This is a genomic window from Micromonospora echinospora, assembly GCF_014203425.1.
Lineage (GTDB): Bacteria > Actinomycetota > Actinomycetes > Mycobacteriales > Micromonosporaceae > Micromonospora > Micromonospora echinospora_A.
This window is the reverse complement of the sequence record NZ_JACHJC010000001.1, coordinates 1,638,912-1,651,106: the sequence shown is the minus strand read 5'-3', so window position 1 is coordinate 1,651,106 and position 12,195 is coordinate 1,638,912. Positions and strand designations below refer to the sequence as shown.

Sequence of the window (12,195 nt, the reverse complement as noted above, 5' to 3'; positions counted from 1 at the left end):
GCGCACCACAGGAGTCGGCGTGGCCGCCCAGCGTGGCGCGTCGAGGCGGACGGGTCCACCGGATGCGGACCCGCCGTGCAACCATGATCCCTCGGGCGCCGCGCCGCCCGCCACCTCTGCCCTGCATGCCCAGGAGTACGCGTGCCCGACGCCGGCCCGACCGCGGTTCTGCCGCGCCGTCCGCTGACCGTCGGCGAACTGCTCGACGCGGCAGTTCTGCTGCTGCGCGACCACGCCCGGGTGCTAGTTCCGCTCGCCCTCCTGCTGGCCCTCGCCGAGCAGGCGGTGCTGCACCCGCTGCGGCTGCTGGCCGAGGCCAACCCGCCCCAGTGGTGGCCGGCGGACACCGGTGACTCGCTGCCCTGGTACTGGCTGCTGCTGGCGACCGGCGCCGGCACCGAGGCGGCGATCATCGCGCTGCTGGGCGGCCCGGCCGCGCGCGGCGCCGGCGCGGCCCTGCTGGGACGCCGCCCCGGGCCGGCCGAGCTGCTGCGCGGCTCCCGCCCCGGCGTAGCGGTGCTGGCCGCCGTCGCGATCGGTCCCGTCGTCGCGCTCGCCGCCCTGACCGGGCCGGGCTGGTTCCTGGTGTACGGGCTGCTCGGCCTGGTGGTGCCGGTGCTGGTGCTGGACGGAGTGCCCGGACACCGGGCGCCGTGGCGGGCGATCCGCCTGGCGGGCCGGGTGAGCGCGCGGGCATCCGCCGTCCGGCTGCTGGGCTACCTGGGCTGGTGGCTGATCCGGCTCGGCATCGGGCTGGGCGTCTACCACGGTCTCGGCATGCTGGGCCTGTTCGACGTGTCCGCCTGGGCGCTGCCGGTGACGGTCGCCGCCTTCGCCGCGGTGAACGCGCTGGCGTACTCGGCGCTGGCCTGCCTGGACGCGGTGCTGCACCTGGAGACCCGGATCCGCACCGAAGGGCTGGACATCCGCCTCTCGCGGGCGCCGGCCGGCGTACCGGAACCGGTCCTGCTGGCGGCGCAGCGGTGAGCCGGTGGTGGACCGAGACGGTGGCGGCCCTCGGTGACCTGCTGCCGCTGCCGCTGGCCGCGCTGATTCTGCTGGCGGTCGCGCTGCTCGCCGCCCTGGCCTGGTACTTCTTCCCGGCCTGGGTGCCCCGGCGGCTGCCCCGGTTCACGCTGCCCCGGCTGCGCCTGCCACGCCTGCCGCGGCTGCGGCTGCCCCGCCTGCGCCGGCCGGCGCGCCGCCGCCGCTCCGACCCGCCGCCGGTACGGGTGCCCGCGCCCCGGACCCCGGACGCCGTCCCGGCCGACGCGCCCGGGCTGGCCGATCGGCTCGCGGCCGAGGGCCGGTACGCCGAGGCGGTCCGGGAACGGCTGCGCGAGATGGTCCGGCTCCTGGTCGTGCGGCACGTCGTGGAGCCCCGCCCCGGGCTCACAGTCGTCGAGCTGACCGAGGCGGCGGCCCGCGCCCGGCCGCAGGTGCGGCCGACGCTGCACACCGCCGGGGCGATCTTCTCCGACCTCTGGTACGCCCAGCGCCCCGCCACCGCCGCACACGACCATCGGATGCGCGAACTCGCCGCCGACCTGCGTCGCGAGCTGACCGGGGAGGAGCCGCGATGACCGCCACCACCGTGACCTCGGCGGACACGGCCACCGCGGCGGCGCCGCGCCGTCGGCGGCACCGGCTGCTCGTCCCGCTCGGGCTGGCCGTGCTGCTGATCGTGACCACGCTCGTGCTGCACGCCGTCGACCGGCCCGATCCGGACGAGCCCGGCTTCCTCTCCCCGGTCGCCACCGACGACGACGGCGGCAGCCGGCTCGCCGAGGCGCTGCGCGCGCAGGGCGTGTCGCTGCGCCGGGAGACGACGTTCGACGGGATGTTGCAAACCGCCGGCATCGCGCCCAGCACCGTCTTCCTGCCCGCGCCCGGACTGGTGCACCCGGACCTTGTCGACCGGCTGACCGCCCTGCCCCCGGGCAGTCGGCTGGTGTTGGTCGAGCCCTCCCCGCGGGTGCTCGCCGAACTGGACACGCCGGTCGGGGCGGCCACCCGGCGCTGGGCCGCGCGGGCCGTGCCGCCGGACGCGGACGGCACGCCGTGCCCGCTGCCCGAGGCGGTCCGGGCCGGCGCCGCCGCGATCGACCTGCAGCGCTACGCCGGGCCGTCCGAGGTCGACCACTGCTACGGCGGCGCGCTGCTGCGCGCCCCCGGCCGGGTCGAGGTGGTGCTGGCCGGTGCCAGCGACCCGTTCCGCAACGACCGGATCGGCGAGTGGGGAAACGAAGTCCTCGCCACCGGTCTGCTCGGCGGGAACCGCCCGCTCGTCTGGCTCGACCTGCCCGAGCCGGTACCGGCCCCGACCCGCCCGAGCTGGTCCGCGGAGCCCTTCACCGAGCAGCCCGCCCCGGGCGGCAGCGGCCGGTCGGAACGGCCCGATCCGCCCGACCGCGCCGACCCGCCGTGGGAGAACCCGCTCTGGGGCGCGTTCCCGCAGTGGTTCTGGGCCCTCCTGGCGCAGCTCGCCCTGGCCGGGCTGCTCGTCGTGCTCTGGCGGGCCCGCCGGCTCGGGCCACCGGTGTCGGAGCCGCTGCCGGTGACCGTGCGGTCCGCCGAGACGGTACGCGGCCGGGCGCGGCTCTACCGCCGGGCGGGCGCCCGGGACACGGTTGCCGAGACGCTGCGCGGCGCCGCGCTGGACCGGCTGCTGCCGCGGCTCAACCTGCCCCCGGACACGCCCGACGACGAGGTGGCCGCCGTGGTCGCCGCGCGCGCCGGCGCCGACCCGGAACGGGTGGCCGAGCTGCTCTACGGCCCCGCCCCGGAGAAGGACCGCGAGCTGCTGGAGCTGGCCCGCGAACTGGACGCCCTGACCCGTACCCTGGCCCCGCATCCGAGCGAAGGAGACACCCGGTGACCGGACCTGTCACGACCACCGCCCCGTCCGGCGCCCGCGCCGCCCTGCACCGGCTGCGCGCCGAGGTGGCCAAGGCAGTCGTCGGGCAGGACGCAGTGGTCACCGGTCTGGTGATCGCGCTGCTCTGCCGGGGGCACGTGCTGCTGGAGGGCGTACCGGGGGTGGCCAAGACGCTGCTGGTGCGGACGCTGGCCGCCGCGCTCGACCTGGACGCCAAGCGGGTGCAGTTCACCCCCGACCTGATGCCCGGCGACGTCACCGGCTCGTTGATCTTCGACCAGCGCACCGCCGCGTTCACGTTCCGGGAGGGGCCGGTCTTCACCAACCTGCTCCTCGCCGACGAGATCAACCGCACCCCGCCCAAGACGCAGTCGGCGCTGCTGGAGGTGATGGAGGAGCGGCAGGTCTCCGTCGAGGGCGAGCGCCGCCCGCTGCCCGACCCGTTCATCGTCGCGGCCACCCAGAACCCGGTCGAGTACGAGGGCACCTACGCGCTGCCCGAGGCGCAGCTCGACCGCTTCCTGCTCAAGCTGACGGTGCCGCTGCCGGAGCGGGAGGAGGAGCTGGGCGTGCTCCGCGCGCACCACGCCGGCTTCGACCCGCGCGACCTGCGTGCCGCCGGCGTACGCCCGGTGGCCGGTGCGGCGGACCTGGCCGCCGCCCGGGCCGAGGTGCAGAGGGTGCACGTGGCCGAGCCGGTGCTCGGCTACATCGTGGACCTGTGCCGGGGCACCCGCTCCGCTCCGGCGCTGGAGCTGGGCGCGTCGCCCCGGGGCGCCACCGCGCTGCTGAACACCGCCAAGGCGTGGTCCTGGCTGGCCGGCCGGGACCACGTCACGCCGGACGACGTGAAGGCGGTGGCCCGGCCCACGCTGCGGCACCGGCTGCGGCCGCGTCCGGAGGCGGAGCTGGAGGGCGTGACGGTGGACGCGGTGCTGGACTCGGTGCTGGCCACCGTGCCGACGCCGCGATGACCTGGCGGGCGGGTCTGCTGCTCGGCGTGGGCGCGCTGACGCTGCCGTTCTGGCCGGCGCCGTTCGTCGGGGTGGCCGTGCTGACCGTCGTGGTGCTGCTGCTGGTGGCGCTCGACCGGGCGATGGCCGCCCCGCCGCACGCGCTCACCGTGACCCGCTCCGGCGACCGGACGGTGCGGCTCGGCGGCACCGCCACCGTCACGCTGCGCCTGACCAACCCCACCCACCACACGCTGTACGCACAGGTGCGCGACGCCTGGGTGCCGTCGGCCGGGGCGCGCCCGGACGTGCCGCCGGGGCGCCTGCTCACCGTGGCGCCCGGCGGCAGCGCCACGCTGCCGGTCCGGCTCACCCCGACCCGGCGCGGCGACCGGCCAGCGGTGGCGCTGACCGTACGCTCGTTCGGGCCGATGCGCCTGGGTGCCCGGCAGCGCGCCGGGCAGCCCGCCACACCGCCGTGGACGCTGCGGGTGCTGCCCCGGTTCGACTCCCGCCGGCACCTGCCGGAGAAGCTGGCCCGGCTGCGGGTCATCGACGGCGTGCAGGTGACCCGAGGGCGCGGCCACGGCACCGAGTTCGACACCCTGCGCGAGTACGCGGTGGGCGACGACGTCCGTTCGATCGACTGGCGGGGCAGCGCCCGCCGCGCCGACATCCTGGTCCGCACCTGGCGCCCGGAACGGGACCGGCGCCTGGTCTGCGTGCTGGACACCGGCCGCACCTCGGCGGTCCGGCTGGGCGACGAGCCCCGGCTGGACACCGCGATCGACGCGGCGCTGCTGCTCACCGCGCTCGCGGCCCGCGCCGGTGACCGGGTGGACCTGCTGGCGGCGGACACCGAGATCCGGGCCCGGGTGACCGGCAGCGGCCGTCCGGCCCTGCTCGCCCGGCTGGTCGAGGCGGTGGCGCCACTGGAGCCGACGCTTGCCGAGACCGACTTCGAGCTGATCGCCGGCGAGGTGCTGCGCCGGGAGCGGCAGCGCAGCCTGGTGGTGCTGTTCACGGCGCTGGAGGCGGGCGCGATCGGCGAAGGACTGCTGCCGGTGCTGCCCCGGCTGGCGACCCGGCACCGGGTGGTGCTGGCCGCCGGCAGCGACCCGGTGCTGACCGGGCTCGCCACTGCCACCCCGGCCGGCCCGGACGACCCGTACACGGCCGCGTCGGCGTGGCGGGCGCTGGCCGAACGGGACCGGGTACGCGCAGCGCTGTCCCGCTACGGGGTGACAGTGGTGGACGTGCCGGCGCACCGGCTCGCGCCGGCCGTCGCGGACACCTACCTGCGGCTCAAGTCCCTCGGCCAGCTCTGACCGCGCGCCGGCCGAGCACCAGCGCGTACGCGAGGAAGGCCAGCCACACCGCGGCGCCGGCCGCCACCCGGAGCGCGACCGGCAGCGGCGCCGGGGTGACGAACGCCTCGACCAGCGCGGAGACCGCGAACAGGCCGACCAGACCGGCCGCCACCACGACGGCGAGCCGTCCCGCCTCGGCGACCGCCCGGCCTCGCCCGAGGTCCGCGGGCGGGGCGATCCAGGCCCAGGCGGTACGCAGTCCGACCCCGGCGGCGACGTAGATCCCGGTCAGCTCCAGCAGGCCGTGCGGCGTGATCAGGCCGAAGAAGACGTCCGCACGGCCGTAGGAGACCATCACGCCGCCGACCACGCCGATGTTCAGCGCGTTCTGCCACAGCAGCCAGAGCACCGGCACCACGAGCACCCCGGCGGCCAGGCACTGGGCGGCCAGCCAGGCGTTGTGCGTCCACAGGTGGAACGCGAAGGTGGGCGCGGCGAACTCGGTGTAGTAGCCGGCGAAACCGGAGTCGACGAGTTCCCGGGCGGCCTCGTCACCGACGAACGCGGCGGCGGTGTCCGGGTTTTCGGCGACGAACCAGATGAGGAACGCGGTGAGCAGGCTGAACCCGGTGGCCACGCCGCACCACCACGGCCAGGACCGGTAGAGGGCGGCGGGCAGGTCGGCCACCAGGAACCGGCCCACCGCCGCCCAGGAGAACCGCGGACGGCCGGTGACCCGGGCCCGGGCCGCGAGGACCAGGTGGGACAGCCGGTTCACCAGCGCCGGCTCGGGCGCCCGGGCACGCAACGCGGACAGGTGCGTGGCACTGCGCTGGTAGAGCGCCACCAGCTCGTCGACCTCGGCCGCGTCGAGACGACGCCGCCCGGTCAGGTACTCCAGCCGCCGCCATTCGGCGTTGTGCTCGGCCACGTACGCGTCGAGATCCACTCGCCCTCCCCCGTTCGGCGTCCATGGTGTTCACTGTCGGGGTGCGCGCGCAACCTCCCCCACCGCCCCGATGGGCCGACGCCGGTCTGGTCAGCGGCGAGGCGGTGGAGCTGGACGTCCGGGCGGCCCGGCTGGGCTCCCGGGTGCTGGCGCTGCTGATCGACGCGGTGATCCAGCTCGTCCTGGCGCTCGTGCTCGGCGTGGTGCTGGGGATGGTGGCGCTCGCCCTGTTCGGGGACTTCCTCGACGCCGCCCTGGCCGGCGCGCTCCAGATCGTGCTCCTGGTGCTGGTGCTGATCGGCTACCCGGTGGTGATGGAACGTTTCGCCGGTGGCCGGACGGTGGGCAAGCTGGCCGTCGGGCTGCGGGTGGTCCGGGCCGACGGCGGCCCGGTGGGGGTGGGCCAGTCGCTGACCCGGGCGCTCGTCGGCGTTGCGGTGGAGTGGCCCGGGCTGGTGTTGCCGCTGCTGAGCTGGGCGGCGAGCGTCACGGTGATGCTCACCGACCCGCGCGGACGCCGGCTGGGCGACCTGGTCGCCGGCACGCTCGTGGTGCACACCCGGGGCGCCGCGCTGTGGCGGCCGCTGCCGCCTGCCGCGCCGCCGCTGCTGGCCTGGGCCGGCACGCTCGACCTGACCCGTCTCGACGACGGGCTGGCGCTGGCCGTCCGGCAGTACCTGGACCGGCTGCCCCAGCTCGCCGAACCGGAGCGGCTCCGGCTGGGCCGGGGGTTGTGGACGGAGGTCGCGGCGGTCACCTCGCCGCCTCCGCCGTGGGCCGCGCCGGACTGGGCGTACCTGTCGGCGGTGCTCGCCGAGCGGGGGCGACGGGCGGCGCACCGGCTGGGCCGCAGCCGGGCGGTCGCCGCCACGCTCTGGCCGGAGCTGGTCCCGGCGCCCGCCGTCGTGCCGTTTGCGGCCGGGCCGGATCCCGCCGGGCCGGGCGCGGGCCGGTTGCGGCCCGCCGCGCCACAGGTCGCACCCGACCCGGTACGCCGCTGAGCCGGCCTCAGGAGAACAGCGTGCGCCCCCACCAGTCGGCCGCGTCGCGGAGGCCCGGCGGGCAGGCGAACAGGCCGCTGGAGACGTGCCGCAGGTACTCGTTCATCGCGTCGTTGCGGGCCAGCCGGGTCTGGATCGGCACGAACTGGCGGCGCGGGTCGCGCTGGTAGGCGATGAAGAACAGCCCGGCGTCGAGCCGGCCCAGCCCGTCCGAGCCGTCCACGAAGTTGTAGCCGCGGCGCAGCAGGCGCGCCCCGCCGTTGGTGTCCGGGTGGGCCAGCCGCACGTGCGCGGTGTCGGCGATGAGCGGCTCGCCGTCGTCGCCCTTCGCGGCGAAGTCCGGCTCGTCGAACTCGTCCCGGCGGCCGAGCGGGGCGCCGCTGCCCTTGGTCCGGCCGACGATCATCTCCTGTTCGGCCAGCGGGCTGCGGTCCCACGTCTCGATCAGCATCCGGATCTTCCGGGTGACCAGGTAGGAGCCGCCGGTCATCCAGTCCGGGCCGTCGCCGGGCTGCACCCAGAGCTGGTCGCGCAGCAGGCCGGCGTCCTCGGCCTTGAGGTTGGCGGTGCCGTCCTTGAAGCCGAACAGGTTGCGCGGCGTGGCCTGGTCCCGCGACGTCGACGAGGTACGCCCGAAGCCGAGCTGCGACCAGCGGACGCTCACCACACCCATGCCGATCCGGGCGAGGTTGCGGATGGCGTGCACCGCGACCTGCGGGTCGTTGGCGCACGCCTGGACGCAGATGTCCCCGCCGGACAGTTCCGGCTTCAGCGCGTCCCCGGCGAAGTGCGGCAGGTCGGCCAGGGCGGCCGGACGCCGGGCCGCGATGCCGAAGCGGTCCCGGCCCTGCGCGTCGCGGAACAGCGTCGTCCCGAAGCCCACGGTGATGGTGAGCTGCGACGGGGGCAGTCCGAGCGCCTCGCCGGTGTCGTCCGGCGGGGCCTCGGGCATGCCGCCGACCGCGCCGATCACCCCGGCGTCCTTGCCGGCGGTCATCCGGGCCGCCGCGGCGGTCCACTCCTGGAGCATCGCGACCAGCCGGTCCCGGTCCTTCGTGACCACGTCGAACGCGACGAAGTGCAGCCGGTCCTGGGCCGGGGTGGTGATGCCGGCCTGGTGCTCGCCGAGGAACGGCACGGAACCGGCGGCCGATCCGGTCGCCGACGCCTCGTTCCCGCCGGCGAGCAGCGCGCCCGCGCCGCCCGCCACCCCGGCGACTCCGGCCACGCCGACGCCGGCCAGAGTGATCGCCCGGCGGCGGGAGACGCCCCGGCCGGAGCGCTGCGTGTTCGGCTCGCTCGTGGCGTCACCGTCGGCCGGGCCGGTCATCGCGCGACTGCCGCCGCGACCTTGCTGACCGGCTCGGCCAGGGCGTTCACCGCGTCCGACAGCTCCTTCAGCTCGGTCTTCGTGAGCTGGGTGTGCAGCTTCCAGCCGTCGCCGGCCCGGTGCCGCCCGAGCGTGGTCTCCACGTTCGCGAACTCGCCGTCGAGCTGCTTGACGAGGTCGGGCGCGCGCTGCTCCAGGGCCGGGCGCAGCGCGGCGATCGCCGCCTTGGAGCCCTCCAGGTTGGCGTTGAAGTCCCAGAGGTCGGTGTGCGAGTACCGCTCCTCCTCACCGGTGATCTTGCCGCTGGCGACCTCGTCGAGCAGCGCCTTGGCACCGTTGGCGAGTTGGAGCGGGGTGAGCTTCTCGGCGTCCGCCTTGGCCACGATCGCCTTGACGTCGACCAGGAGCTGGTCGGCGATCGCGCCGTCGGAGCTGACGTCGCCGGTGGTCCAGAGGTCCTTCTCGATCCGGTGGAAGCCGGTGAACTCCATACCCTCCTCGACCACCTCCTCGCGGCCGTCGATCTTCGGGTCGAGGTCGCCGAAGCTCTCCGCGACCGGCTCGATCCGCTCCCAGTAGGTGCGGGCCACCGGGTAGAGCGCCTTGGCCTTCGCCACGTCGTTCGCCTTGACCGCTGCCACGAACTCCTCGGTCTTCGTCAGCAGCGCGGCGGTCTGGCTGCGCACGTACCGCTGGTAGCTCTCGGTGGCCTGGGTCAGCGCGGCGTCCGGGGCGACAGTCGCGGCGGTGCCGCTGACCTTCAGCGCGCCCCGGATGCCCCGGCCGCTCATCCCGGGCTTGCAGGCCGTCTCGTACGTGCCGGCGGACAGCTCGACGCGCAGCTCGCGGCTGAGCCCGGGGGCGATGTTCTCCACCTCGCCCATCACCCGGTCCCCGGCGGCGTAGACGTAGAACTCGTTGACCTTGGAGCCGCTGTTCGTCACCTTGAACGTGACCTGACCGGCGTCGATCTCGGTGTCGCCGACCTCGCAGACGGTGTCGGTGGCCTTGACCGCGATCGGCCCGCCGCCCGTGGCGTCGGCGTCGTCACCGCCCCCGCAGCCGGCCAGTCCGGCGACCGCGAGCAGCCCGGCGGCGGCGGGCGCGACGAATCGAGTGGTACGCATCGTGCGGGTCTCCTCGGAAACGGGTGGTTCAGGCGCGGGGGGACGGAACAGCGGCGACGTCGGCCGGCGCGGTGGGCGTGTCGGCTGCGGGCTCGGCGGGCCGGGCCGGCTTCGCGGGCTGGGCCGGCTTGCGCAGGAAGAGCACGAGCACCGGCACCGCGTACGCGACCCAGGCGATCAGCTCCAGCACTGTCGGCGCGGCGGTGATGTTGAACATGCCGGCGAGCAGCGCGCCGTACCAGGTGTTCGGGTCCAGCGTGGTGGAGATGTCGAAGGCCAGGTCGTTCAGGCCGGGCAGGACGCCCGCCTCCTGGAAGTCGTGCACGCCGTACTTCAGGATGCCGGCGGCCACCAGGATGAGCAGCGCCCCGGTCCAGGTGAAGAACCGGCTCAGGTTGATCCGGACCGCGCTGCGGTAGAGCAGGAATCCGATCACCACTGCGGTGGCCACGCCACCGGCCAGGGCGAGCAGCGAACCGGGCCCGGTGCCGCCGGCCACGCTCTCCGCTGCGGCGTAGAAGATGAGCGCGGTCTCCAGGCCCTCCCGGATCACCGCGAGGAACGCCATGCCGGCGACCGCCAGGGAGCCGACCGCGAGCGCGTCGGTGAGCTTGCCGCGCAACTCGCCCGCGATGGTGCGGGCGGCCCGGCGCATCCAGAAGATCATCCAGGTCACGAAGACCACTGCGGCGATCGAGGTGACCGCCTCGAACATCTCGCGCGACTCGTACGTGCGCAGCAGCGAGGTCGAGGTGTACTGGATGAGGGAGCCGAAGCCGACGGAGAGCGCCACGGCCAGGCCGACGCCGGCCCAGACCTGCGGCAGCCGGTCCCGCCGCTGCGACTTCACGAGGAACGCGACGAGGATGCTGACCACAAGTGTCGCTTCCAGGCCTTCGCGCAGGCCGATCAGGTACGTGGCGAACATCAACTGCTCCGTCGTCGTTAACTTAGGGCAGGCATACCTTCCTCCTGTTCACAGCGAACGTCAAGCTGATCGCTGTAACGTCACCCGGTTCGGCACCCACCGGCTGCCCCGAACGCGAAAAAGGGACCGGGACGGCCGCGCGACGGCCGGCCCCGGTCCCTTCCGGAGTGTGAACTCAGTAGCGGTAGTGGTCGGGCTTGAACGGGCCCTCCGTGGAGACGCCCAGGTAGGCGGCCTGCTCCTTGGTGAGCGTGGTCAGCTTCGCGCCGAGCGCGTCCAGGTGCAGCCGGGCGACCTTCTCGTCCAGGTGCTTGGGCAGCACGTAGACGCCGATCGGGTACTCGTCGGGCTTGGTGAACAGCTCGATCTGGGCGATCGTCTGGTTGGCGAACGAGTTCGACATCACGAAGCTCGGGTGGCCGGTGGCGTTGCCCAGGTTCAGCAGGCGGCCCTCGGAGAGCACGATGATCGCGTGGCCGTCGTCGAAGCGCCACACGTCGACCTGCGGCTTGATGTTCTCCCGGGTCACGTCGCTGCGCTTGGCCAGGCCGGCCATGTCGATCTCGTTGTCGAAGTGGCCGATGTTGCCGACGATGGCCTGGTGCTTCATCCGGGCCATGTGCTCGTTGGTGATGACGTCGAAGCAGCCGGTCGCGGTGATGAAGATGTCGGCCTGCTCCACCACGTCGTCGAGCGTGGCGACCTGGTAGCCGTCCATCGCCGCCTGCAGCGCGCAGATCGGGTCGACCTCGGTCACCACGACCCGGGCGCCCTGGCCGCGCAGCGACTCGGCGCAGCCCTTGCCCACGTCGCCGTAGCCCATGACCACTGCCATCTTGCCGCCGATCAGCACGTCGGTGGCCCGGTTGATGCCGTCGATGAGCGAGTGGCGGCAGCCGTACTTGTTGTCGAACTTGCTCTTCGTGACCGAGTCGTTGACGTTGATGGCCGGGAAGCGCAGCGTGCCGGCGCGGTGCATCTCGTAGAGCCGGTGCACGCCGGTGGTGGTCTCCTCGGTGACGCCCTTGATGCCGGCGGCGATCCGGGTCCAGCGCTGGTTGTCCTCGGCCAGCGAACGGTGCAGCAGTTCGAGGATGACCGCGTACTCCTCGGAGTCGGCGGACTCGACCGGCGGCACGGCGCCGGCCTTCTCGAACTCGGCGCCCTTGTGGACGAGCAGGGTGGCGTCGCCGCCGTCGTCCAGGATCATGTTCGGGCCCTGCCCGTCCGGCCAGGCGAGCACCTGCTCGGTGCACCACCAGTACTCCGGCAGCGTCTCGCCCTTCCAGGCGTAGACCGGCACGCCGGCCGGGGCCTCCGGGGTGCCCTCGGGGCCGACCACGATCGCCGCGGCGGCGTGGTCCTGGGTGGAGAAGATGTTGCAGGACGCCCAGCGGACCTGCGCGCCGAGCGCGACCAGGGTCTCGATCAGGACGGCGGTCTGGACGGTCATGTGCAGCGAGCCGGTGATGCGGGCGCCGGCCAGCGGCTGGGCCTCGGCGAACTCACGCCGGATCGCCATCAGGCCGGGCATCTCGTGCTCGGCGAGCCGGATCTCCTTGCGCCCGAACGCGGCGAGCGACAGATCCGCCACCTTGTAGTCGCCCTCGGCGAGGGTGCTCGGCCGAGCCTGCGACGACGCGCCGCTGGAGGCCGCGGGGAGGGTGCTGGTCATGGAAGCTCCTGTCGAACGATGTGGTGCGCAGCCTTCCACCTTAC

General features: G+C 74.6%; 11 protein-coding genes. 6 read left to right on the top strand and 5 right to left on the bottom strand.

Annotation, left to right across the window (positions count from 1 at the left end; translation table 11 throughout):
• Positions 1–141: 141 nt before the first annotated feature.
• Genes FHU28_RS07955 through FHU28_RS07935 form a run of 5 tightly spaced genes read left to right on the top strand, consistent with a single transcriptional unit; the run spans position 142 to position 5,159 of the window.
• Positions 142–987 (top strand): hypothetical protein, encoded by an 846-nt coding sequence (locus FHU28_RS07955; protein WP_184682350.1) that lies wholly within the window; start codon positions 142–144, stop codon positions 985–987.
• The gene (locus tag FHU28_RS07950) at positions 984–1,583 is read left to right on the top strand and encodes a DUF4129 domain-containing protein (protein WP_184682347.1); all 600 of its coding nucleotides are present in this window, start codon (positions 984–986) and stop codon (positions 1,581–1,583) included. The genes FHU28_RS07955 and FHU28_RS07950 overlap by 4 nt, the downstream gene beginning before the upstream one ends.
• Positions 1,580–2,878 (top strand): DUF4350 domain-containing protein, encoded by a 1,299-nt coding sequence (locus FHU28_RS07945; RefSeq protein ID WP_184682345.1) that lies wholly within the window; start codon positions 1,580–1,582, stop codon positions 2,876–2,878. The genes FHU28_RS07950 and FHU28_RS07945 overlap by 4 nt, the downstream gene beginning before the upstream one ends.
• Complete coding sequence (locus tag FHU28_RS07940; RefSeq protein WP_184682343.1) at positions 2,875–3,852, top strand: AAA family ATPase; 978 nt, start codon at positions 2,875–2,877, stop codon at positions 3,850–3,852. The genes FHU28_RS07945 and FHU28_RS07940 overlap by 4 nt, the downstream gene beginning before the upstream one ends.
• Entirely contained in the window at positions 3,849–5,159 is a 1,311-nt protein-coding gene (locus FHU28_RS07935) for a DUF58 domain-containing protein (RefSeq protein WP_184682341.1), read from the top strand. The genes FHU28_RS07940 and FHU28_RS07935 overlap by 4 nt, the downstream gene beginning before the upstream one ends.
• Here the strand turns inward: FHU28_RS07935 and FHU28_RS07930 are convergent.
• Complete coding sequence (locus tag FHU28_RS07930) at positions 5,137–6,090, bottom strand: stage II sporulation protein M (RefSeq protein ID WP_184682339.1); 954 nt, start codon at positions 6,088–6,090, stop codon at positions 5,137–5,139. The two genes, FHU28_RS07935 and FHU28_RS07930, sit on opposite strands and share 23 nt — an antisense overlap.
• 41 nt (positions 6,091–6,131) lie before the next feature.
• On the opposite strand from FHU28_RS07930, the gene FHU28_RS07925 reads away from it, so the two are divergent.
• On the top strand, positions 6,132–7,091 hold the full coding sequence (locus FHU28_RS07925; RefSeq protein ID WP_311773540.1) for an RDD family protein: 960 nt from the start codon (positions 6,132–6,134) through the stop codon (positions 7,089–7,091).
• 7 nt (positions 7,092–7,098) lie between these two features.
• Here FHU28_RS07925 and efeB read toward each other — a convergent pair whose 3' ends face one another.
• The 4 genes from efeB to ahcY form a co-directional block, all read right to left on the bottom strand.
• Positions 7,099–8,421 carry an iron uptake transporter deferrochelatase/peroxidase subunit gene (gene efeB, locus FHU28_RS07920; protein ID WP_184682335.1) on the bottom strand — a complete coding sequence of 441 codons (1,323 nt, stop codon included), beginning with the start codon at positions 8,419–8,421 and terminating at the stop codon, positions 7,099–7,101.
• Complete coding sequence (gene efeO, locus FHU28_RS07915; protein WP_184682333.1) at positions 8,418–9,548, bottom strand: iron uptake system protein EfeO; 1,131 nt, start codon at positions 9,546–9,548, stop codon at positions 8,418–8,420. The genes efeB and efeO overlap by 4 nt, the downstream gene beginning before the upstream one ends.
• Before the next feature lie 28 nt (positions 9,549–9,576).
• The gene (gene efeU, locus FHU28_RS07910; protein ID WP_073824695.1) at positions 9,577–10,476 is read right to left on the bottom strand and encodes an iron uptake transporter permease EfeU; all 900 of its coding nucleotides are present in this window, start codon (positions 10,474–10,476) and stop codon (positions 9,577–9,579) included.
• 175 nt (positions 10,477–10,651) lie between these two features.
• Positions 10,652–12,151, bottom strand: a complete 1,500-nt coding sequence (gene ahcY / locus FHU28_RS07905; protein WP_184682331.1) for an adenosylhomocysteinase — start codon at positions 12,149–12,151, stop codon at positions 10,652–10,654.
• Positions 12,152–12,195 lie beyond the last annotated feature (44 nt).